We start from the raw sequence: 22350 nt of genomic DNA, 5'->3' as shown, positions 1-22350 counted from the left end.
GGGCGGCGCTCGATCTCACAGGCGCTGAAGATGCTCCGGCTACCCTTGCCAGGAACCATAGAATCTCCCACAGGGATATCACAGGCCTCGAAGGCTGTGCTTTACCTGTAGGAGCGGCTTCAGCCGCGAAGAGGCCGGCACAGGCCACCACCTCTGTTTGCCCCCATACCTTCCAACGACAAACCTGCCGCTAAATGGCATCTCCCTGTCGCTCCCAGTCAGTGCACCCGGCCCCATCCGGCCCACAATTCCCCTCATCCAGAAACACATGCCGCCCAAGGATGGCGGCGCGTTCAACCACCGCTGCATAAATAAAAATCAAGCGAGGTAAGAGCATGTCTGGCAATCGTGGAGTGGTATATCTCGGCGCCGGCAAGGTCGAGGTGCAGAAGATCGACTACCCGAAAATGCAGGACCCACGCGGCAAGAAAATCGAGCATGGCGTGATCCTGAAGGTGGTCTCCACCAACATCTGCGGCTCCGACCAACACATGGTCCGCGGCCGCACCACTGCCCAGGTCGGCCTGGTTCTGGGCCATGAAATCACCGGTGAAATCGTCGAGAAAGGCAGCGACGTCGAGCGCATGCAGATCGGCGACCTGGTTTCGGTACCGTTTAACGTTGCCTGCGGCCGTTGCCGCTCGTGCAAAGAGATGCACACCGGTGTGTGCCTGACCGTCAACCCGGCCCGCGCCGGCGGTGCCTACGGCTACGTCGACATGGGCGACTGGACCGGCGGCCAGGCCGAATACGTGCTGGTGCCCTATGCCGACTTCAACCTGCTGAAACTGCCCGAACGCGACAAGGCCATGGAGAAGATCCGTGACCTGACTTGCCTGTCCGACATCCTGCCAACCGGCTACCACGGCGCCGTCACTGCCGGCGTAGGCCCAGGCAGCACCGTATATGTCGCTGGCGCCGGCCCGGTCGGCCTGGCCGCCGCTGCCTCGGCGCGCCTGCTGGGCGCCGCTTGCGTCATCGTCGGCGACCTCAACCCGGCCCGCCTGGCTCACGCCAAGTCGCAGGGTTTTGAGGTGGTCGACCTGTCCAAGGACACCCCGCTGCACGAGCAGATCGTCGATATCCTCGGCGAGCCGGAAGTGGACTGCGCCGTTGACGCCGTTGGCTTCGAGGCCCGCGGCCATGGCCATGAAGGTGCCAAGCACGAAGCCCCGGCCACCGTGCTGAACTCGCTGATGCAGGTTACCCGCGTAGCCGGCAACATCGGTATCCCGGGCCTGTACGTGACCGAAGACCCGGGCGCGGTGGACGCTGCCGCCAAGATCGGCGCGCTGAGCATCCGCTTCGGCCTGGGCTGGGCCAAGTCGCACAGCTTCCACACCGGCCAGACCCCGACCATGAAGTACAACCGCCAGTTGATGCAGGCGATCATGTGGGACCGCATCAACATTGCTGAAGTGGTGGGCGTGCAGGTGATCAACCTGGACCAGGCGCCGGAAGGGTACGGCGAGTTTGATGCCGGGGTGCCGAAGAAGTTTGTGATCGACCCGCACAAGATGTGGGGCGCGGCGTGATACCGTGATGTAGTGAAGAGCCCCTCACCACGAGGGGCTTTTTCATGGGTGATTGGCTGAGCCTTGCACGGCAAGCACCGAGCCCATCTGATCGGTTGCCAGCGGCCCGCCGGCTTTGGTGTCGTCTGTACTCAGCTCTGCCAGCGGTTGTTCCGCATTACGTAAGATTGCGCGATGGTGAGCGCCTTCTTTCACTGTGACGAGCTTGTTGTCTTGGTAGAAGAAGAGCATCATGCTCGGTTCTTTGTTCATGATTGAAGTCCCTGCTGCAGTGGATGAATGGGAGCTGCTTGGCGCCTATTCTGGGCCGTTGCAGGGATTTTGATACTGGCAAAAATAACGGTTTGATAAGGTGGCACGGTTGTTGGGGCGGACTTGCCCGCGGAGAGGCCAGCCCAGGCAACGCCAAAGTGACAGGGCGTACTCCGCGGCCTGGATGAGTGTGTCTTCTAGGGAATGGTAAGTGTGGGGTGGATCGGGGACGATCTTAAGCATGATGGAACACCTTAAATGGAGGCCATCACCATCTGCTGTCAAACAATTGGTGGCAGCGGTACATGGGTTGACAGACCGGTAGGTAAACCAAAACCTGGCGCACACAAAGTGCCCCATGCGCAGCTACCATGACAGCGAAGCCACGTGATTCATACCAAGGCGGCCTGTCAAAGCCGGTCGCTGATTTCGCAGTGACCGCCCAATACTAGAGCCCAGCCCAGATCATCCCGTTCCAGCCCTGGGAAGCCACTACTCAGTTGAATAAGGCCTCCTGACGGCGGAAGCTTGATCGGATAAGCTCTCAAACAACTGTCCAACCCACTCCGGCTCTGCGGTTCCATTCTTCCTAGCCTGCTGCCGTGCGTCGAGAGCCGCGCGTAAGCCCTCCTTTAACTGAGACCTCTGTTTTAGCTCAAAAAGTTTGTCTGCGTAGCTGAAAAGTTTTTCTTGATACTTTCTATTGAGCTTATCGCGACTTTCTTGGGCACGTACTAACTTTGCTGTGTATTTGTTGAGGCTCTTTACGTATTTATCGGGCTTGTGTATCATGTTCGAGGTGTCTTTGAGTTGTCTATAAGTATAAGGCTTGTGTCGGTATTCATTTTTAATATCGTCTACTTTTCTCTGTCCCTTATTAGGCTTATTTTCCAAATTTTTAATTTTTGAATTGTAGTATTTGGATTCTGACTCAGTATTCCTGAACATGGGCAAGAGACGCCTAAATATTCTGTATGCTATATGGCCCGAATTATCTGTATGATTTGTGGGGTCGCCAAAGCAGTAGCTATAAGCGTTCAAACCACCACTGCCAAAGGGACTAAAAGAGTCTGGGCTACAAAACCGCTGTAGTTGCGGACTGAACAGCCGATAGCTACCTAATAGGTAGCATAAGATCCGCGGGTCACGCCATTGACCGTTGAAGGCCAATAGCACGGCGTCTTCCGAGGTTTCCAGATGGCCGTAAGGTGAGTACGTCATGACCCTGTCGAGCAGGCCCAAGACAGAATTGGCGCGATCGCTCGTCAATATTTTTGTCGCCTGCGCTCTTTCGAGTTGCGCCAAAACTGTATCTTGCACGCGAACAATATGACGGCACCCGTGCGGAGATACTGTAGTGTTTAAATGACCATTTTGATAGAAGTGTAGAGAATTTTCATTTGACAATTTTTTAAAGCGTAGGCCGGTCGCTTCGCAAGCTGGTTCGGTTCTTCCGTTTGTTTTGTTCGGCATAACATTCACCCAACAGTTGTCGGAGTGCTTGATGCTGCGCGAAGCATTGCATAACCACAACTGGTAGTTTTGCTAGTTGTTAGACGGTGGGAACAAGCCCAATGAGCGCCAGTCAGATCTCTCGTTTTCCAGGCCATTCTGGCCAACGAGGCCCCTCTCGGAAAATCAGCAACAGCAAGGCCAGGTACAGGCGCCCCAGGCGCAGGCCGATTTGCTCAACACCCTGGGCAGCCAGTTGAACATCACCCCCGAGCAGGCCGTGGGCGGGGCGGGGGCGATGTTGGGTTTGGCACGCAACAGCCTGAGCAGCGAGGACTATGGCCAGCTGACCAAGGCGGTACCGGGCCTGGACCTGTTGTCGGGCGCCAATGCCCTGGGCGGGCTAAGTGGCTTGGGGGATTTGCTGGGCAGCAACAAGGGTAGCCAGTCGGCCTTGGACAAGGCATTGGGTAACGACGTGCAGAACCGTAGCGACCTGGACAATGCCTTCAAGGCCCTGGGCATGGATACCGGGATGATCGGGCAGTTCGCGCCGTTGTTGCTGCAGTACCTTGGGCAGCAAGGGATTGCTGGTTCGCTGCTGCAGAACCTGGGGAGTTTGTGGACCACGCCAGCGCCGTTGGCTCAGCCTTCGGTCTGATGGTTCTTTAGCGCCAGGGCTGGCATCACAGCCGTTGAAGGCTGGCGCTGTACTTGGGAGCGGCCTTGTGTCTTGAGAGAGGATTAGAATCTGGAGTGAGAGCGGTGATGACAAGCTGAATGCCGCAGGTGCCTAGAGCACGAGTAGGAGCAGAAGCTGTCATTCACCGTTCCACTACAATCGGGGGTAATCTTAAGCATGATAGATGACCTTAAATTATGCCACCACCCGCTTGCTGCCAAACAAGAAGGTGGCAGCTGGCATGGTTGACAGACCGGTAGGGCAAACAATGGCCGGCGCTAGCAGGAGTAAAAACTCATAAATGAAGGGCACTATTTTTAATGGTTAGGAGTGTCTTTTCGTACTGAGTTGTTTTGTTGAGTTAGTTCTGGTGGTTCGATTTCAATTCTGTTGTTATTTAAAAGGCGCTCGAATATTCTCTGGTTTTTGGCGGTGGTGTACCTGGTTTTTCCGTCTATAACAATCTGATGCTTCATTACATTCCTTTCTGCTTCTAGCTGTGATTGTAGCAATTGTGCACGGCCTAATTTTTCACGATCGCTCGGCGAGGCAGGGACCTCTGATTTCCATGCGTAGTTTGGGCGAGTCCGCGCCTCATATTTGGATAGGTTGCTATTATTTTGATCTATTAAATCATTATAATGCGATTTCCAGGCCCTTCTTTCGTTGCTTGAGAAGGAGTATTTCTTGGCGTCTTCCTCTGTGGTGATGGTACCCGCGGCTCGCTTATATAAATGCTCGTAGCCATACTTTTGCCTGACCCACTTTAATAGGCTGAAGCTTCGGCCGGATGGGTCCACCTTATTTATCGGGTCGCCAGCGCAATAAACGTATGAATTGTTTCCGCCTCTGTCAAAAGGGCTGAGTGCATCCGGGCTAGTAAATCGGCTCAAGCCAGTTTTTACTAGGCGATGGCCGTTGCCAAGCATATATCCATCGATTGCTGGGTCTAACCATTGCCCATTGAATGCGATTAACCCTAGCGTTTCTCTAAGTTCCAGATGGCCGTAGGGTGAATATGTCAGCACTTCAGGCGGCATGCCTATAACTGAATTGGCTTGGTCGATCTGCAGCAAGCGTACCCCTTGGGGCTGGCCTAGCTGAGCGATTGGTGTGCCTTGGCCCCATAGTGTATGACGATTGCCCCGCGTGGAATGGTGGGTCGCCATATGTTCATTCTGATAGAAATGCCTGGACCTCGGTTCTTTGTTGGTATCTACATTGTTCGTCATTGCTTGCGACCCCAGAGAAATCTGATGACCTATTGACTCTGCTCCCTCTTGCAGGTGACAGCAACTAGCAATTTTGACAGGTAATCAAAGATCGGAGCTGCCCTTCAATTTGCCCCTGATCTCTAGTACCTTGGGGCGCCAGAGCTATATAGGGTAGACGTCACGGATCTTCTGCATCTATCGTGATAGCCGGCCGGAACGAACCTCCAAACAACCAGTCAAATCCCTCGTTTCCCAGGCCATCCCGGCCAACGAGGTCCCTCCCGATGAAAGCATTCACCCTGGCAACCCTGATGACCCTGGCCGCAAGCCCGGTGTTCGCCTTCAACCTCAGCGACGCCGCCAACGCCGTATCCGCCATGCAAAACCAGCAACAGCAAGGCCAGGTACAGGCGCCCCAGGCGCAGGCCGATTTGCTCAACACCCTGGGCAGCCAGTTGAACATCACCCCCGAGCAGGCCGTGGGCGGGGCGGGGGCGATGTTGGGTTTGGCACGCAACAGCCTGAGCAGCGAGGACTATGGCCAGCTGACCAAGGCGGTACCGGGCCTGGACCTGTTGTCGGGCGCCAATGCCCTGGGCGGGCTAAGTGGCTTGGGGGATTTGCTGGGCAGCAACAAGGGTAGCCAGTCGGCCTTGGACAAGGCATTGGGTAACGACGTGCAGAACCGTAGCGACCTGGACAATGCCTTCAAGGCCCTGGGCATGGATACCGGGATGATCGGGCAGTTCGCGCCGTTGTTGCTGCAGTACCTTGGGCAGCAGGGTATAGCCGGTTCGTTATTGCAGAACTTGGGGGCCTTGTGGGCGACTCCGGCGCCCGCAGCCACGCCGTCTGTATAAGCTTCGTACTACCAGCGGATCTCTTGCAGGCGTTTTTGAATTCGTTCTTTTTCATTCTGCACTTGTTTAACGGTGTTATTGAGCGAACTAAGTCGGCGTAGATATGCATAGATGAGGTTGTGGTTTTTATAGTTCAGCCGGGTGGTAGTAGCCCAAAGATGCTGGATGTCACTGGTCACTATTTCGTAGAGGCTGTGCAGGCGCTCCAGTCTGCTGGTAAGCATTGTCCGCTCGTGGTATCGCCCGTGGCGTTCATTCCTAAAGATGGTGTCAGTGGCAAAACTGACGTTTTTTTTCTTCTGACTGGTTTTGACCGCATTGGCTACGCGTTGCTGAGGGGGCTGGTTGGCGTTACTGACCTTCTGGTACCGGGTCTGTGAAACGGCCTTAAGCTGTGCTTTGCCTTTCCGCAGTAGCGCTGCACTCGGCGACTGCCCAGTGTCGTCCAGGTAGTTTATGGGATCATTAACGCAATACGCATAGGCATTGAGCCCCCCCTCGGAAAATGGGCTGCGGTCATCGGGCGCCTGAAAGCGCTGGAGTGCCGGGCTGTAGCAGCGGTATCCCTGGCCTAATACATACGTGCGGGAGCGCGCCTCATACTGCTCTCCATTGAAGCCAAGCATGGATGCCGGCCTTGCTTGATTTTGATAATGACCGTAGGGGCAATAGGCACGTAGAGCTACTGACACAGGCTTGGCCTCGCAAGACGGTAAGCTTGAGTCTTTAGTTTCCCGACGTCAGGTACAACTAGCAGAATTACTAGTACACGCAGTGAGCACCGACCCGGTCTGGACGGGCGGTGCGGCCCTTCGCGACTCAGGCCGCACCTACAAAACGCAAGGTTGCATTGCGGCAGGTCAGGCGGCTTCGCTGAAGTCCACCAGGCGCACCGGGCGGCGGAAGCCCGCGGTCAGTACCGCCAGGTAAGCCAGGCCCAAGGCAAACCAGCACAGCCCGATCACCAACGTCAGTGCCGACAGGCTGGTCCACAGCCACAGGGTCAGCGCCAGGCCCACCAGCGGCACCAGACCGTAGCACAGCAGCCCCTTGAAGTTGCGCTGCGCCCCGTCATCCATCAGGTGGGTCTTCACCACCGCCAGGTTCACCGCCGAAAACGCCACCAGTGCCCCAAAGCTGATCAGCGAGGCCAGGGTAGCCAGGTCGATCACCAACGCCAGCAGCGAAAACGCCGACACCAGCAAAATGGCGAACACCGGGGTGCCGAACCGTGGCGACAGGTAACCGAAGCTGCGCCGCGGCAACACGTTGTCACGGCCCATGGTGAACAGGATGCGCGACACTGCCGCCTGCGAGGCCAGCGCCGAGCCCAGGCTGCCGGCAACAAAAGCTGCGGTGAAGAAGTTGGCCAGGAACTGCCCACCCGCCTTGAACATCACCTCGTTGGCCGCCGCATCGGCATTGGCGAAGGTGGTGCCCGGCATGACCAGCTGGCTGACATAGGCCAGTACGGTGAACAGTACACCAGCGAACAGGGTGGTGAGGATGATCGCCCGTGGCACGTCGCGGCGGGCATCGCGGCATTCTTCAGCCAGGGTCGAAACGGCATCGAAGCCGAGGAACGACAGGCACAACACCGCCGCACCGGCCATCAGCGCGCCAAAGCCTGGTTGTGAGCCGTCACCCAGCAGCGGCGACAGCAGGTCGAGCGGCTGGCCGGCCAGCGTTTGGCATGACAGCGCCACGAATACCACGATGAAGACGATCTGCGCGCCGACGATCAGGTTGCTGGTTTTGGCCACCGAATGGATGCCGACCACGTTGAGCACGGTAACCAGGGCGATCGAGGCCAGCGCAATGGACCACGCCGGGATGGTCGGGAAGGCGATATTGAGGAACAAGCCGATCAACAGGTAGTTGATCATCGGCAGGAACAGATAGTCGAGCAGCAACGACCAGCCCGCGAGGAAGCCGATGTTGGGGCCGAAAGCCATGTTGGTGTAGGAGTACGCCGAGCCTGCCACTGGGAAACGCTTGACCATGAAGCTGTAGGACGCGGCGGTGAACAGCATGGCCACCAGGGTAACCATGTAGGCGCTGGCGGTGCGGCCGCCGGTCAGCTCTGTCACGATGCCATAGGTGGTGAAGATGGTCAGCGGGACCATGTACACCAGGCCGAAGAACACCAGGGCCGGAAGGCCGAGAACACGGCGAAGCTGAGCGGAGTTGAAGCTGGGTGGGTTGGCCATCGATCGATCCAGAGCGTTTTTTTAGTTGTGCTTTGGTCGATTTTTATCCACCTGGGTGGGGGATGACAAAAAAGTAATCCTTATGTTGATTATTAGCCTGGGTTTTAATCGGATTGTTGGGCTGCCTGAGCGGGCCGCGGGTGGCAGCGCAAGCCCGAAGGTAGCACCACCCTGCGTAGGAGCGGGTTCGCCCGCGAAGAGGCCCCATCAGGCGGTAAAGACCTCAGCCCATCTCCCCCCGCAGTTGCTCGATCCGCTGGTCCTTGTCCAACCACAACTGGTTCACCCAGGCCTGCACGGTCTGGCGGAATTCAGGATCGTTCTCGTAATCCCCCGCCCACAATCCAGGGTCCAGCTCACGCACCTGAATGTCGATAATCACCCGGCTAATGCTGCCATTGAGCAAATCCCAGAACCCAGGCGCCTTGTTGCCTGGGTACACGATGGTCACGTCCAGCAGCGCATCGAGCTGATCACCCAGCGCCGCCAGCACGAACGCCACGCCACCGGCCTTGGGCTTGAGCAGGTAACGGTATGGCGACTGTTGCGCCTGGCGCTTGGCGTCGCTGAAGCGCGTGCCTTCGAGGTAGTTGACCACGGTCACCGGCTGGCGCTTGAACAGCTCGCAGGCGGCCTTGGTGATCTCCAGGTCCTTGCCCTTCAGCTCGGGGTGCTTGGCCAGAAAGGCCTTGCTGTAGCGCTTCATGAACGGGTAATCCAGCCCCCACCAGGCCAGCCCCAGCAGCGGTACCCAGATCAGCTCTTTTTTCAGGAAGAACTTGAAGAACGGCGTGCGCCGGTTGAGGCTTTCGATCAGGGCCGGAATGTCCACCCAGGACTGGTGGTTGCTCACCGCCAGATAGGAAGTGTCCTTGCGCAGGTTCTCGACGCCGCGGATGTCCCACTGGGTGGGGATGCACAGGGCAAAGATGGCCTTGTCGATTTCCGACCAGGTTTCGGCCACCCACATCACCGCCCACGAGGCATAGTCACGGCCACGGCCCGGCAACACCAGTTTGAGCAGGGCGAAGACCAGCAGCGGGCAGATCAGCACCAAGGTGTTGAGCAGCAGCAGGCTGGTCGTAAGAATGCCGGTAAGCAGGCGACGCATAAGGAAACTCTTGTTGTATGAAGTTGGCAGGGCGCAATGATAAGCAGCGCCGGGGCCTACGCCAAATGTCCAATGCCCGGCGGCAGGAACAAATGTTTCACAACATGTTGGATAACCTTGTGACAACGAACCTATCCTGCCAGTGCAGTCTAAGCACTGATCTCTTTGAAGGAAGCCTGCCTGTGAAACCTTTGCTTGCCCTGTTGTCGTTGTTGTCACTGCCGGTAATGGCCGCCGACCCTACCCTCTACGGCCGCTACGAGAACATCGCCCTGCCCGAGCTGGGCGAAACGTTGAAAGCCAAGATGGATACCGGCGCCTTTACCGCCTCGCTGTCGGCCAAGGATATCGAGTTGTTCACCCGCGATGGCGATGAGTGGGTGCGCTTTCGCCTGGCGACCAAGGACGCCGATGGCAAAGTTTACGAGCACAAGGTCTCGCGTATCAGCAAGATCAAAGGGCGGGCCGATGAGGAAGACGAAGGGGATACGCCGGAAGTTTCCAAGCGCCCGGTGGTCGACCTGCAGTTGTGCCTGGGTGACGTGAAACGCACTGTTGAAGTGAACCTGGTGGACCGCAGCAACTTCAACTACCCGCTGTTGATTGGCTCCAAGGCGCTGCGCGAGTTCAAGGCGGCGGTCAACCCGGCGAAGAAATTTACTGCTGGCAAGCCAGACTGCTGATACGTAGCTTGAGGAAGGGCAAACAGCTCGGGCGCTGATTGGGTCAGGATTGGGCAGTTGTTTCCTGTGGCACCCCGGTGAGGCCTTCGCGGGCATGCCCGCTCCTATAGGTACTGCACAGCTCTCGAATACTGTGATGTCACTCTGGGAGCGGGCGTGCCCGCGAAGAGGCCCTTCAGGCCTGCGGAGAAGTGGCGACCATCGACGGCCGCTTGCTCACCTCGGCATACCACGCGGCCAGCCCGGGCTGGTGCTCGCGCCAGCCGAACTCGGGCTGACGTAGGTCCAGATACCCCAGCGCACAGGCCACGCCAATCGCCACCAGGTCGAACCCGGACATCAGCTCAGGCAAATGCTCCTGCTCCAGGTTGGCCAGGCTACGGCGAATCTTGTCGCCCTGCGCCTGCAGCCAACCGTCCCAGCGCTTGTCTTCAGGCCGCAGGAAGCTTTCATAACGGCACGATACCGCTGCATCCAGGATCGCATCGGCCTGCGACACCAGCGTCAGGCGCCGCCAGCGTGCTGAGCCTTCGCGTGGCAGCAGCGGCAAGCCGACGTGCTGCTGGTCCAGGTACTCGCAGATCACCCGGCTGTCGTGCAGCACGGTGCCGTCCTCCAGGCGCAGCGCCGGGATCTTGCCGATCGGGTTGCCCTGGTTCAGCTGCGGGTCGCCGCTCACCGGGCTGATGTTGACCGGCTGCAGCTGCACCCGCTGCAACTGGCCGGTTTCGTGCAGCACAACCATCACCTTGCGCACGAACGGCGACAAGGGCGAGTGGAACAGCGTCATCGTGCTCATGCTTCAGTTACCTTGCAGGCTGGGTGGCAGGCACACGCCGGTGCCGCCGATGCCGCAGTAGCCGTCCGGGTTCTTGGCCAGGTACTGCTGGTGGTAGGCCTCGGCGAAGTACACCGTCGGTGCCTGGTCGATTTCGGTGGTGATTTCGCCGAACCCGGCCTTGTTCAGCTCGGCCTGGAAGGCGTCACGGCTGGCCTTGGCCTGTTCCAGCTGTTCCGGGCTGGTGCAGTAGATGGCCGAGCGGTATTGGGTGCCGACATCGTTACCCTGGCGCATGCCCTGGGTCGGGTTGTGCAGCTCCCAGAACATCGCCAGCAGTTCGCGGTAGCTGACCTTGTCCTTGTCGAACACCACCAGCACCACTTCGGTGTGGCCGGTCAGGCCCGAGCAGACCTCTTCGTAGGTTGGGTTCGGGGTAAAGCCGCCGGCGTAGCCCACCACGGTGCTGACCACCCCTTCGCGCTGCCAGAAACGGCGCTCGGCACCCCAGAAGCAGCCCAGGCCGAAGATGGCGAAGTCGATGCTGCCTTCGAAGAACGGGCCGAGCAATGGGGTGTCCTTGAAGACGTAGTGAAACTCGGGCAGGCTCATTGGCGTTTCGCGGCCAGGCAGGGCCTGTTCCGCGGTAGGCATGACGTTTTTGTTCACCAGGATTTCCGAACGCAGGACCATAGCCGTTCCTCTGTGTTTAATCAGTTGGATAGGTGTTGGGGCTTTCGCGGGCATGCCCGTTCCCACAGGATCTGAACGTTGTGGGGAGCCTGTGGGAGCGGGCGTGCCCGCGAAGGGGCCCGAATGGCTTCTATAGTGCCCGAGGTTTACGCCGCTGTCAGGCCACCGGTCCACGCGGATAGCGCTTCAACCGCTCGGCCAGCTCGCGGCCCGGGATCGGCCGGTCGAACAGGTAGCCCTGGCCCACATCACACCGGTGCCTGCGCAAGAATGCCAGCTGCTCCGGGGTTTCGATGCCCTCGGCCACCACCTTCAGCTTCAGGTTGTGGGCCATGGCGATCACTGCCGAGGTGATTTCCATGTCGTCCTGGTTGTCGGGGATTTCGTTGATGAAGCTACGGTCGATCTTGAGGATGTCGATCGGAAACTTCTTGAGGTAGCTCAGCGACGAGTAGCCGGTGCCAAAGTCGTCCATGGCCAGGGTCAGCCCCAGGGCCTTGAGTTCCTCCAGCTGGCGGTGGGTGTCTTCGCTGGCTTCCAGCAGCAAGCCTTCGGTCAGCTCCAGCTCCAGCAGGTGCGGCGGCAGGGCTTCTTCCTTGAGGATGCTGCTGATCGACGCCACCAGGTCCGGGTCGGAAAACTGCTTGGGCGACAGGTTGATGGCCACATGCAGGTTACCCATGCCAGCGGCGCGCAATTCCTGGCTCATGTGGCAGGACTGGCGCACGACCCACTTGCCAATGGGGATGATCAGGCCGGTTTCCTCGGCCACGCTGATGAACTGGTCCGGGCGGATCATGCCGCGCTCGGGGTGGTTCCAGCGCAGCAGCGCCTCCAGGCCCAGCAGGCGCCCGCTGCGCAGGCACAGCTTGGGCTGGTAGAACACCTCCAGCTCGTTCTGGGTCAGTGCGCGCCGCAGGTTGTTCTCGACGAACAGCTTGTAGCTGGCCTCGGCATTGAGCACTTCGGTGAACACCTGCACCTGGTGCTTGCCGTTGGCCTTGGCCTTGTGCAGCGCCAGGCCGGCGTTTTTCATCAGGCTGGCCGGGTCGCTGCCGTGCAAGGGTGCATAGGCCAGGCCGACCGAGGCGGTAACGTTGATCAACTGGTTGTCGACGAACATCGGCTTGTCGAGGGTGCGCAGCAACTGCAACGCCACGCCCTGGCCATCTTCCAGGATGGTGTTGTCCAGCAGCACGGCGAACTCGTTGCTGGCAAAGCGTGCCAGGATACCGCCGCTGTGCAGGCTGTTGCGCAGGCGCCGGGCCAGGCTGATGAGCAGCTTGTCGCCGGTCTGATGGCCAAGGCTGTCGTTGATGCGCTTGAAGTTGTCGATGTCTACCAGCAGCAGGCACATCGAGTGTTCGCCGTCGCGGGCAAAGCGCTCATCCAGGCTGCGAATGAACGCCGGGCGGTTGCCCAGGTTAGTCAGGTTGTCGGTGTACGCCAGGCGTTCGATGCGCTGCTGCGCCAGTTTGGTCTGAGTGATGTCTTCATAGATGCCGATGTAGTGGGTCAGCTCACGATTGTCGCCGTACACCTTGGAAATCGACAGCTGCCCCCAGTAGGGCTCGAGGTTCTTGCGCCGGCTCTTGAATTCGCCTTGCCAGCTGTTGCCCATGGCCAGGCTCGACGGTGAGTCGAACAACAACTCATTGAGGTTTTCCAGCGCCGGCAGCTCGCCGAGGTGGCGGCCTTGTACTTCGTCGGTGCTGTACTGGGTAATGGCGGTAAAGCTTGGGTTGACGTACTCCACCCGGCCATCGCGGTTGACCAGCAGGAACGCGCTGGCGCTTTGTTCGACCGCACGCTGGAACAGGTGCAGGGCGTTGGCTGCAGCGCGGCGGTTGTGGTTGGTGATGACCTGGGCGAACTGGTCGGCCAGTTCGCCAGCGAAGGCGATTTCATCCGACTGCCAGGCCCGCGGCTGACCGGTCTGTTCCAGGCACAGCACACCCACCACCTGGCCGTCGACACGAATGCTGGCGTCGAGCATGGCCTTGTTTTCCGGGCACAGACTTCGTGCCAGCTCACGGGTGCGCGGATCATGGCCGGCGTTATGGGCATCGATGGCGCGGCTGGCGTGCAGCGCGTCGAGGTAGTCCGGGAAACGGCTGGCGTCGATGGCTTCGGGGCGGCGGTGTTCCTGGGTGTCGCGTTTCCACGCGGTGATCGGTTCCAGGCGCTGGTCTTCCAGGTGCCAGATGCTGGCGCTGTCGACGTTGTAGATTTCGCAAGCGCTCTGGGTGATTAGCTGGGCGGCTTCCAGCAGCGAGTTTTCGGCACTGTAACGTTGGCGGGCCAAACGCAGGATCAGGTCCTGCTGGCCGCGCACGCGTTCCAGGTGCTCAAGTTGCTCCTGCTGGGCGCGCTGGTTCAGTTGCAGGGCCAACTGCAGGCGGTTGTTGCGCGACTCCAGGTCGTTGGCATCCTGCTCGGCGGCGTCGTGCGGCTGCTCGTCGAGCACGCTCAGGTAGCCACGCAGCAGCAGGCGGTTGTGCTGCTTGTAGGCTTCACCCGCCTCCAGCAGGCGCAGTGCGGTATTGGGCGTATGCAGGGTATAGCGCACCCGGTAGTAACCGCGCTGGGCCAGTTGCTGCTGGATCTCGTCGTGCAGGCGGTAGCGTGCCTCGGGTTCCATCAGGCTGGCGTAGGGCGCCTCGAACTGTGCGCACAAGGTGCCGGCATGCAGGCCGAACTGCCGCTCGCAGGCTGGGTCCAGGTAAAGCATGGCCCAGCTGGCTTCGTTAAGCCTTTCGAAACGCAGCATGCCCAGCCGCGAGGGCACGGGTAACTGCGTGACGACCTCGGCCGCCACACGGCTGGCGGCATCGGGTTGGCTTTTCATCGAAGACTCGCTTGAAGAGGGAATGCTGCGTAGGGCCGCTGCGGGTCTGGCAAGGTTGCATCATGTGCCGAGGGCTGGCAAGCAGCCATGTGTGATGCCGTGTAGGGGTTATCGGCGGTCTGGACGGAATCTGTAGTTTGGCGTACTTATTCAGCGGGCAAAAAAAGCCCCGCCAATCGACGGGGTTGAGGTACGAGCGTGGCAGCTCGAAAAAGGAACTGCCCCTGCATGCAGGGGCAGTGGGCCGCCTTACAGCAGCATGGTGCGGATGTCGCCCAGCACGTCGCCCAGGCGCTTGGTGAAGCGCGCGGCGGCAGCGCCGTTGATCACACGGTGATCGTAGGACAGCGACAGTGGCAGCATCAGCTTGGGCTGGAAGGCCTTGCCATCCCAGACCGGCTGCATGGTGGCCTTGGACACGCCAAGGATCGCCACTTCCGGCGCGTTGACGATCGGCGTGAAGCCGGTGCCGCCAATGTGGCCGAGGCTGGAGATGGTGAAGCAGGCACCCTGCATCTCGTCCGCCGAGAGCTTCTTGGTACGGGCTTTTTCAGCCAGTGCCGCAGCTTCGGCAGCCAGTTGCAGCAGGCTCTTCTGGTCGACGTTCTTGATCACAGGGACCAGCAGGCCGTCCGGGGTGTCCACGGCGAAGCCGATGTGCACGTACTTCTTGCGGATGATGGCCTTGCCGCTTGGCGCCAGCGAGCTGTTGAAGTCTGGCAGTTCCTTGAGCAGGAATGCGCAGGCCTTGAGCAGCAGTGGCAGCACGGTCAGCTTCACGCCAGCCTTTTCGGCCACGGCCTTCTGCGCCACGCGGAAGGCTTCCAGCTCGGTAATGTCGGCGGAGTCGAACTGGGTCACGTGCGGCACGTTCAGCCAGCTGCGGTGCAGGTTGGCGGCACCGACCTGCATCAGGCGGGTCAGGGCCACTTCTTCCACTTCACCGAACTTGCTGAAGTCCACGGCAGGGATCGGCGGGATGCCGGCGCCACCGGTCGCGCCGGCTGCTGCCGGGGCGCTCGATGCCTTTTGCATCATCGCTTTGACGTAGACCTGCACGTCTTCCTTCAGGATGCGGCCGTGCGGGCCGGTAGCCGCGACTGCGCCCAGGTCGACACCGAATTCACGGGCCAGTTGGCGCACCGCCGGGCCTGCGTGGACCTTGGCGTTGCTACCGGCAGCCGGCGCGGTGGTAGCCGGCGCAGGGGCTGCCGCCGGGGCGGCAGCAGGTGCGGCAGCCGGGGCAGCCTCAGCCTTGGCCGGGGCAGCGGCGGCAGGTGCTGGGGCAGCAGCAGGTGCTGCGCCAGCGACCTTCAGCTTGAAGATCAGGTCGCCAGTGCCGACTTCGTCTTCCAGCTTGCACAGGACTTCTTCGACCACGCCGGCAGCCGGCGACGGGATTTCCATGGAGGCCTTGTCGGACTCCAGGGTAATCAGCGACTGGTCGGCTTCGACGGTGTCGCCGACCTTGACCAGTACTTCGATGATCTTGGCTTTGCCCGACGAACCGATGTCTGGCACGTGGATGTCCTGCACGGCGGCGGCAGCCGGTGCAGCCGCTGCCGCTGGGGCGGCTTCAGCGGCCGGGGCCGGGGCCGGGGCTGCAGCCTCGGCCGGTGCACCGGCTGGCGCCTCAGGGGCCGCAGCAGCGGCGCCCTCGGCTTCCAGCACCAGCAGTTCGTCGCCTTCTTTCAGGCGGTCGCCCAGCTTGACCTTCAGCTCCTTGATGACACCGGCCTTGGGCGCCGGGATCTCCATGGAGGCCTTGTCAGACTCCAGGGTCAGCAGGCTCTGGTCAGCCTCGATACGGTCACCGACCTTGACGAACAGCTCGATGATTTCACCTTCACCGCTGCCGATGTCAGGTACGCGAATGAGTTCGCTCACTTAAAAATACTCCTCAGCAGTCCAGTGGGTTGCGCTTGTCCGGGTCGATGCCGAACTTGACGATAGCGTCTGCAACAACCTTGGGTTCGATCTCGCCACGGTCAGCCAGGGCTTCCAGGGCAGCCAGCACCACGAAGTGGCGGTCAACTTCGAAGAAGTGACGCAGCTTCTTGCGGCTGTCGCTGCGACCGTAACCGTCGGTACCCAGGACCTTGAACTCTTTGCTCGGTACCCACTGGCGAATCTGCTCGGCGAACAGCTTCATGTAGTCGGTAGAGGCAATGACCGGGCCTTTGCGACCGGCCAGGCACTGCTCGACGTAGGTCGCTTGTGGCTTCTGGCCAGGCTTCAGGCGGTTGGCGCGCTCTACGGCCAGGCCGTCGCGACGCAGTTCGTTGAAGCTGGTGACGCTCCACACGTCGGCACCGACGTTGAACTCTTCACGCAGGATCTTCGCCGCCTCGCGCACTTCGCGCAGGATGGTACCGGAGCCCATCAGCTGTACGTGGTGTGCCGCTTCGCGGGTGTCTTCTTCGAGCAGGTACATGCCCTTGATGATGCCTTCCTCGACACCGGCCGGCATGGCTGGCTGCTGGTAGGATTCGTTCATCACGGTGATGTAGTAGAAGATATCCTGTTGCTCTTCGGTCATCTTCTTCATGCCGTCCTGGATGATCACCGCCAGCTCGTAGCCGTAGGTTGGATCGTAGGTGCGGCAGTTCGGGATGGTGCCCGCCATCATGTGGCTGTGACCGTCTTCGTGCTGCAGGCCTTCACCGTTGAGGGTGGTACGGCCGGCAGTACCGCCGATCAGGAAGCCACGGGTGCGGCTGTCGCCAGCGGCCCAGGCCAGGTCGCCGATACGCTGGAAGCCGAACATCGAGTAGAAGATGTAGAACGGCAGCATCGGCTGGTTGTGGCAGCTGTACGAGGTACCGGCAGCGATGAACGACGACATGGCGCCGGCTTCGTTGATGCCTTCTTCCAGGATCTGGCCCTTCTTGTCCTCGCGGTAGAACATCACCTGGTCTTTGTCGACTGGCTCGTAGAGCTGGCCGACCGACGAGTAGATACCCAGCTGGCGGAACATGCCTTCCATACCGAAGGTACGGGCTTCGTCCGGGATGATCGGCACGATGCGCTGGCCGATGTCCTTGTCCTTGACCAGCTGCGCCAGAATACGCACGAAGGCCATGGTGGTGGAGATTTCGCGGTCGCCCGAGCCGTCCAGGATCGCTTTCAGCGTTTCCAGTGGCGGGGTTGGCACGCTGAAGCTCTTGGCCCGGCGCTGAGGCACGAAACCGCCCAGGGCAGCACGGCGCTCGGCCAGGTACTTGGCTTCGGCAGAACCTTCTTCGGGCTTGTAGAACGGCAGGTTCTCGAGGTCGGCATCCTTGACCGGGATGTCGAAGCGGTCACGGAAGTGACGCAGGCTGTCGACGTCGACCTTCTTGGTGTTGTGCGCGGTGTTCTTGGCTTCGCCGGCACCGGTACCGTAACCCTTGATGGTCTTGGCCAGGATGACGGTCGGCTGCTCTTTGTGGTTCACCGCCTGGTGGTAAGCCGCGTAGACCTTGTACGGGTCGTGGCCGCCACGGTTGAGCTTCCAGATCTCGTCGTCGGACAGGTCTTCGACCATGGCCTTGAGTTCCGGTGTGTTGAAGAAGTTCTCACGAACGTACGCGCCGTCTTTGGCTTTGTAGTTCTGGTACTCGCCATCGATGACTTCGTCCATGCGGCGTTGCAGGGCACCGTTGGTGTCCTTGGCCAGCAGTGGGTCCCAGAAGCGGCCCCAGACGACTTTGTTGACGTTCCAGCCACCGCCACGGAACACGCCTTCGAGTTCCTGGATGATCTTGCCGTTGCCGCGAACCGGGCCGTCGAGGCGCTGCAGGTTGCAGTTGATGACGAAGATCAGGTTGTCCAGCTTCTCGCGGCCAGCCAGGGCGATTGCACCCAGCGATTCCGGCTCGTCGCACTCGCCGTCGCCCATGAAGCACCAGACTTTCTGCTTGCCGGCAGGGATGAAGCCGCGCGCTTCCAGGTACTTCATGAAGCGGGCCTGGTAGATGGCCTGGATCGGGCCCAGACCCATCGAAACGGTCGGGAACTGCCAGAAGTCAGGCATCAGCCATGGGTGCGGGTACGAAGACAGGCCGTTGCCGTCCACTTCCTGGCGGAAGTTGTTCATCTGTTCTTCGCTGATGCGGCCTTCCATGAAGGCGCGGGCATAGATGCCTGGGGAGGCGTGGCCCTGGAAGAAGATCAGGTCGCCGCCATGTTCTTCGGTCGGGGCCTGGAAGAAGTAGTTGAAGCCGATGTCGTACAGGGTGGCGCTGGAGGCGAAGCTGGAGATGTGTCCGCCCAGGTCCGAGTCTTTCAGGTTGGTACGCATGACCATGGCCAGGGCGTTCCAACGCACCATCGAGCGAATGCGGCGTTCCATGAACAGGTCGCCAGGCATGCGTGCTTCGTGGGTGACAGGGATGGTGTTGCGGTATGGCGTGGTGATCGCATACGGCAGCTGGGAACCACTACGGGTGGCCAGCTCGCCCATACGGGTCATCAGGTAATGAGCACGGTCTTCGCCTTCTTTGTCGAGGACCGACTCCAGGGCATCCAGCCATTCCTGGGTTTCGATTGGATCGAGGTCTTGCATGGCTTGCTCCAGGGCGGAAAGGCAACCAGAATCGATTGCCTGAGATTGCGACTGGCCTTATGGGCAGACGTCGTGAATTCTTGGATTACCGGGGTGTCGTCCGGCGCGTTGTAGTTTTACTACATTTGCTTGCGCATTTCATGCTTTTACACGACACGAGTAGTAGTAAAACTACAATTGTGCGACGTTTGGTCGCACGTTGGCTTGTGAGGAAAAACGTTCATGTTGGTTGGCATTGTGTCGCGAACGGGTGTTTCTTGATGTTTGTTGCCAATTTTGCTTTTTTTTCAGCTATTTCCAACTTTTGTACGACAGTCCAACCGTGGTCCGGCTTCCCCTTGGCCGCTTTTTTCCCTCTATTTCACGCCGATCAAGGATAGACCATGCGCCTACCTTTGCCCTCCGATCTGCCTGCCAGCTTGCAGCCGCTGGTTTCTCGCAACCAGCAGTTCCTGCGCGATGCCGTGGCGGCTCACCCCGAACTGGACCTGAACGATTGCAGTGCGGCCCAGCGGCACCAGTTCGACCAGGTGGCCGCGGCCAGCGACTTCGTGCTGGGCGTGGCCCAGCGCGACCCGGCCATGCTGTTTGCCCTGCTGGCCAGCGGTGAGCTGGAACGGCGCTATGCCCCGGGGGAGCTGCGCGGGCAAATTGCCGCGGCGGCGCAGGCGGCGCAAAGCGAAGAGGAACTGGCGCGCAACCTGCGCCGCGCGCGCAACCGGCAGCAAGTGCGCATCATCTGGCGTGACATTACCCGCCAGGCGGAACTTGGCGAAACCTGCCGCGACCTGTCGGACCTGGCCGATGCCTGCATCGACGAAGCCTACCAATGGCTTTACCCGCGCCACTGTCAGCAATTCGGGACGCCCATCGGCAACCGCAGTGGCCAGCCGCAGCACATGGTTGTGCTGGGCATGGGCAAGCTGGGCGCGGTCGAACTCAACCTGTCCTCGGACATCGACCTGATCTTCGGTTTCCCCGAGGGCGGTGAAACCGAAGGGGTCAAGCGCTCGCTGGACAACCAGGAGTTCTTTACCCGCCTGGGCCAGCGCCTGATCAAGGCATTGGACCCGGTGACCGTCGACGGCTTCGTGTTCCGCGTCGACATGCGGTTGCGCCCTTACGGCTCTGCCGGGGCCCTGGTACTCAGCTTCAATGCCCTGGAGCAGTATTACCAGGACCAGGGGCGCGACTGGGAACGCTACGCCATGATCAAGGCTCGGGTGGTGGCCGGCGATCAGGCTGCTGGCGCGCAGTTGCAGGAAATGCTGCGCCCGTTCGTGTACCGCCGCTACCTGGACTTTTCCGCCATCGAAGCGCTGCGCACCATGAAGCAGTTGATCCAGCAGGAAGTCCGGCGCAAGGGCATGGCCGACAACATCAAGCTCGGTGCTGGCGGCATTCGTGAGGTCGAGTTCATCGCCCAGGCGTTCCAGCTGATCCACGGTGGGCGTGACCTCAGCCTGCAGCAGCGGCCGTTGCTCAAGGTGCTGGCCACCCTCGAAGGCCAGGGCTACCTGCCGCCGGCTGTGGTGGCTGAGCTGCGCGAAGGCTATGAGTTCCTGCGTTATACCGAGCACGCCATCCAGGCCATCGCCGACCGCCAGACACAGATGCTGCCCGAGGGCGAGACCGATCAGGCGCGGGTCGCCTTCATGCTTGGCTTTGCCGACTGGCAGAGCTTCCATGACCAGCTGACGTACTGGCGTGGCCGCATCGACTGGCATTTCCGCCAGGTCATTGCCGACCCGGACGATGAAGACGGTGAAGGCGAGTTGGTGGTGGGCGGTGAGTGGTCGCCGCTGTGGGAGCAGGCCCAGGACGAGGAAGCGGCTGGTCGCCAACTGGAGGAGGCCGGTTTCAAGGCGCCTGTGGACGCTTTGCGGCGCCTGGCCGCGTTGCGCTCAAGCCCGCAGCTGCGCTCCATGCAACGCATCGGGCGTGAGCGCCTGGATGCCTTTATTCCACGCTTGCTGGCGCAAGCGGTGGAGCACGACAACCCCGACCTGGTACTCGAGCGGGTATTGCCGCTGGTGGAGGCGGTGGCGCGGCGTTCGGCCTACCTGGTGCTGCTGACGGAAAACCCGGGTGCACTGCGCCAACTGTTGACCCTGTGCGCCGCCAGCCCCTGGATCGCCGAGCAGATGGCCCGCTACCCGCTGCTGCTCGATGAGTTGCTCAATGAGGGCCGCCTGTTCAGCCCCCCACTGGCGCCAGAGCTGGCCAGCGAACTGCGCGAGCGCCTGACGCGCATCCCCGAAGACGACCTTGAGCAGCAGATGGAGGCGCTGCGCCATTTCAAGCTGGCCCACAGCCTGCGCGTGGCGGCCTCGGAAATCAGCGGCAACCTGCCCTTGATGAAGGTCAGCGACTACCTGACCTGGCTGGCCGAGGCCATCCTCGACCAGGTGCTGGCGCTGGCCTGGCGCCAGACCGTGGCCCGCCACGGTCAGCCCAAGCGCAGTGACGGCAGCCTGTGCGATCCGGGGTTCATCATCATCGGCTACGGCAAGATGGGTGGGCTGGAACTGGGCCACGGCTCGGACCTGGACCTGGTGTTCATCCACGATGGCGACCCGCAGGCGGAAACCGACGGGGCCAAGCCGATCGACAGTGCGCAGTTCTTTACCCGCCTTGGCCAACGCATCATTCACCTGCTGACCACCCAGACCAACTCGGGCCAGCTGTATGACGTGGACATGCGCTTGCGCCCGTCAGGGGCTTCGGGCCTGCTGGTCAGTTCGCTGGGGGCCTTCGAGCGCTACCAGCAGAACGAAGCCTGGACCTGGGAGCACCAGGCCCTGGTGCGGGCCCGTGTGCTGGTCGGTTGCAAGCAGGTGGGAGCTGCGTTCGAGGGCGTTCGCGCCAAGGTGCTGGGCCAGGCCCGTGACCTTGAGAAGCTGCGCAGCGAAGTGAGCGAAATGCGCGCCAAGATGCGTGACAACCTGGGCACCAAGGCCACCGCCGCCGGGACTGCAGGCAATGCCTTCGAGGCCGGCATGCCGTTCGATATCAAGCAGGATGCCGGCGGTATCGTCGATATTGAATTTATGGTGCAATACGCCGCTTTGGCCTGGGGCCACGAGCACCCGGCCATACTCCGATGGACCGATAACATCCGCATTCTGGAAGAGCTGGAGCAGGCAGGTTTGCTGCCGGCCAGTGACGCGGTGCTGTTGCGTGAAGTGTACAAGGCGTTCCGCTCGGCCTCGCACCGCCAGGCCCTGCAGAAACAGGCCGGGGTGATCGATGCGGCGCAGTTTGCCGATGAACGCCGTGAGGTGCGGCGGATCTGGGGTGAGCTGGGTTTGACTTGAGAATGTTGGGGCCGCGTTGCGGCCCATCGCGACACAAGGCCGCTCCTACAGGAGAACGCATTCCCTTGTAGGAGCGGCCTTGTGTCGCGATGGGCTGCAAAGCAGCCCCAAAGGCTCATGCTTCACCACCGGTGGTACACTGTCCGCCACATAGCCTGAATATAAAGAG

The 22350-nt window shown here is 60.6% G+C and carries 15 protein-coding genes and 1 pseudogene; 5 read left to right on the top strand and 11 right to left on the bottom strand.

Translation table 11 applies throughout. The annotated features are described in order from the left end of the window. Positions 1 to 335 precede the first annotated feature (335 nt). Positions 336 to 1535 (top strand): formaldehyde dehydrogenase, glutathione-independent, encoded by a 1200-nt coding sequence (gene fdhA, locus EGJ22_RS18655; protein WP_009683378.1) that lies wholly within the window; start codon positions 336 to 338, stop codon positions 1533 to 1535. A 42-nt stretch (positions 1536 to 1577) separates the two neighbouring features. On the opposite strand, the gene EGJ22_RS18650 is transcribed toward fdhA, so the two are convergent. Beyond that, the gene (locus EGJ22_RS18650) at positions 1578 to 1787 is read right to left on the bottom strand and encodes a hypothetical protein (protein WP_029887810.1); all 210 of its coding nucleotides are present in this window, start codon (positions 1785 to 1787) and stop codon (positions 1578 to 1580) included. A 492-nt stretch (positions 1788 to 2279) separates the two neighbouring features. Next, positions 2280 to 3260 carry an RHS repeat-associated core domain-containing protein gene (locus tag EGJ22_RS26580; RefSeq protein WP_080709276.1) on the bottom strand — a complete coding sequence of 327 codons (981 nt, stop codon included), beginning with the start codon at positions 3258 to 3260 and terminating at the stop codon, positions 2280 to 2282. A 160-nt stretch (positions 3261 to 3420) separates the two neighbouring features. Here EGJ22_RS26580 and EGJ22_RS18635 point away from each other — a divergent pair. After that, positions 3421 to 3900, top strand: a pseudogene (locus EGJ22_RS18635) (DUF2780 domain-containing protein); the annotation flags it as partial. Positions 3901 to 4238: 338 nt separating this feature from the next. Here EGJ22_RS18635 and EGJ22_RS18630 read toward each other — a convergent pair. Beyond that, on the bottom strand, positions 4239 to 4997 hold the full coding sequence (locus EGJ22_RS18630; protein WP_223809633.1) for an RHS repeat-associated core domain-containing protein: 759 nt from the start codon (positions 4995 to 4997) through the stop codon (positions 4239 to 4241). A 422-nt stretch (positions 4998 to 5419) separates the two neighbouring features. On the opposite strand from EGJ22_RS18630, the gene EGJ22_RS18625 reads away from it, so the two are divergent. After that, on the top strand, positions 5420 to 5995 hold the full coding sequence (locus EGJ22_RS18625; RefSeq protein WP_104148293.1) for a DUF2780 domain-containing protein: 576 nt from the start codon (positions 5420 to 5422) through the stop codon (positions 5993 to 5995). Between the two features lie 8 nt (positions 5996 to 6003). Here EGJ22_RS18625 and EGJ22_RS18620 read toward each other — a convergent pair whose 3' ends face one another. The 3 genes from EGJ22_RS18620 to EGJ22_RS18610 all read right to left on the bottom strand — a co-directional run bounded on the left by EGJ22_RS18620 (position 6004) and on the right by EGJ22_RS18610 (position 9316). Then, positions 6004 to 6687: an RHS repeat-associated core domain-containing protein gene (locus EGJ22_RS18620; protein ID WP_223809634.1), complete on the bottom strand. Its 684-nt coding sequence runs from the start codon at positions 6685 to 6687 to the stop codon at positions 6004 to 6006. 168 nt (positions 6688 to 6855) lie between these two features. Next, positions 6856 to 8205 carry an APC family permease gene (locus EGJ22_RS18615; RefSeq protein ID WP_064314697.1) on the bottom strand — a complete coding sequence of 450 codons (1350 nt, stop codon included), beginning with the start codon at positions 8203 to 8205 and terminating at the stop codon, positions 6856 to 6858. A gap of 223 nt (positions 8206 to 8428) precedes the next feature. Next, on the bottom strand, positions 8429 to 9316 hold the full coding sequence (locus EGJ22_RS18610; protein ID WP_029885043.1) for an acyltransferase: 888 nt from the start codon (positions 9314 to 9316) through the stop codon (positions 8429 to 8431). A gap of 182 nt (positions 9317 to 9498) precedes the next feature. On the opposite strand from EGJ22_RS18610, the gene EGJ22_RS18605 reads away from it, so the two are divergent. After that, the gene (locus EGJ22_RS18605; RefSeq protein WP_009682544.1) at positions 9499 to 9999 is read left to right on the top strand and encodes an ATP-dependent zinc protease; all 501 of its coding nucleotides are present in this window, start codon (positions 9499 to 9501) and stop codon (positions 9997 to 9999) included. Between the two features lie 175 nt (positions 10000 to 10174). Here EGJ22_RS18605 and EGJ22_RS18600 read toward each other — a convergent pair whose 3' ends face one another. The 5 genes from EGJ22_RS18600 to aceE form a co-directional block, all read right to left on the bottom strand. Then, positions 10175 to 10798, bottom strand: a complete 624-nt coding sequence (locus EGJ22_RS18600; RefSeq protein ID WP_029885042.1) for a glutathione S-transferase — start codon at positions 10796 to 10798, stop codon at positions 10175 to 10177. A gap of 3 nt (positions 10799 to 10801) precedes the next feature. Continuing rightward, the gene (gene msrA, locus EGJ22_RS18595) at positions 10802 to 11470 is read right to left on the bottom strand and encodes a peptide-methionine (S)-S-oxide reductase MsrA (RefSeq protein WP_029885041.1); all 669 of its coding nucleotides are present in this window, start codon (positions 11468 to 11470) and stop codon (positions 10802 to 10804) included. Between the two features lie 157 nt (positions 11471 to 11627). Next, positions 11628 to 14318, bottom strand: a complete 2691-nt coding sequence (locus EGJ22_RS18590) for a bifunctional diguanylate cyclase/phosphodiesterase (RefSeq protein WP_029885040.1) — start codon at positions 14316 to 14318, stop codon at positions 11628 to 11630. A 249-nt stretch (positions 14319 to 14567) separates the two neighbouring features. Then, positions 14568 to 16205 (bottom strand): dihydrolipoyllysine-residue acetyltransferase, encoded by a 1638-nt coding sequence (aceF, locus tag EGJ22_RS18585; protein WP_104148294.1) that lies wholly within the window; start codon positions 16203 to 16205, stop codon positions 14568 to 14570. Between the two features lie 13 nt (positions 16206 to 16218). Next, positions 16219 to 18864, bottom strand: a complete 2646-nt coding sequence (gene aceE / locus EGJ22_RS18580; RefSeq protein ID WP_029885038.1) for a pyruvate dehydrogenase (acetyl-transferring), homodimeric type — start codon at positions 18862 to 18864, stop codon at positions 16219 to 16221. 383 nt (positions 18865 to 19247) lie between these two features. Here aceE and glnE point away from each other — a divergent pair, with 383 nt between their 5' ends. Beyond that, positions 19248 to 22181: a bifunctional [glutamate--ammonia ligase]-adenylyl-L-tyrosine phosphorylase/[glutamate--ammonia-ligase] adenylyltransferase gene (gene glnE / locus EGJ22_RS18575; protein WP_029885037.1), complete on the top strand. Its 2934-nt coding sequence runs from the start codon at positions 19248 to 19250 to the stop codon at positions 22179 to 22181. Positions 22182 to 22350: the final 169 nt, after the last annotated feature.

This window comes from Pseudomonas sp. p99-361 (assembly GCF_003935475.1).
Lineage (GTDB): Bacteria > Pseudomonadota > Gammaproteobacteria > Pseudomonadales > Pseudomonadaceae > Aquipseudomonas > Aquipseudomonas juntendi.
The sequence above is the reverse complement of the archived record's forward strand: the minus strand, read 5'-3'. Positions and strand labels throughout refer to the sequence as shown.

Bases quoted from the DNA above. Each gene is read 5' to 3' on its own strand.
- aceE (WP_029885038.1), bottom strand. From the start codon at position 18,864: ATGCAAGACCTCGATCCAATCGAAACCCAGGAATGGCTGGATGCCCTG.
- fdhA (WP_009683378.1), top strand. From the start codon at position 336: ATGTCTGGCAATCGTGGAGTGGTATATCTCGGCGCCGGCAAGGTCGAG.
- EGJ22_RS26580 (WP_080709276.1), bottom strand. From the start codon at position 3,260: ATGCCGAACAAAACAAACGGAAGAACCGAACCAGCTTGCGAAGCGACC.
- EGJ22_RS18625 (WP_104148293.1), top strand. From the start codon at position 5,420: ATGAAAGCATTCACCCTGGCAACCCTGATGACCCTGGCCGCAAGCCCG.
- msrA (WP_029885041.1), bottom strand. From the start codon at position 11,470: ATGGTCCTGCGTTCGGAAATCCTGGTGAACAAAAACGTCATGCCTACC.
- glnE (WP_029885037.1), top strand. From the start codon at position 19,248: ATGCGCCTACCTTTGCCCTCCGATCTGCCTGCCAGCTTGCAGCCGCTG.
- EGJ22_RS18650 (WP_029887810.1), bottom strand. From the start codon at position 1,787: ATGAACAAAGAACCGAGCATGATGCTCTTCTTCTACCAAGACAACAAG.
- EGJ22_RS18590 (WP_029885040.1), bottom strand. From the start codon at position 14,318: ATGAAAAGCCAACCCGATGCCGCCAGCCGTGTGGCGGCCGAGGTCGTC.
- EGJ22_RS18600 (WP_029885042.1), bottom strand. From the start codon at position 10,798: ATGAGCACGATGACGCTGTTCCACTCGCCCTTGTCGCCGTTCGTGCGC.
- EGJ22_RS18610 (WP_029885043.1), bottom strand. From the start codon at position 9,316: ATGCGTCGCCTGCTTACCGGCATTCTTACGACCAGCCTGCTGCTGCTC.
- EGJ22_RS18615 (WP_064314697.1), bottom strand. From the start codon at position 8,205: ATGGCCAACCCACCCAGCTTCAACTCCGCTCAGCTTCGCCGTGTTCTC.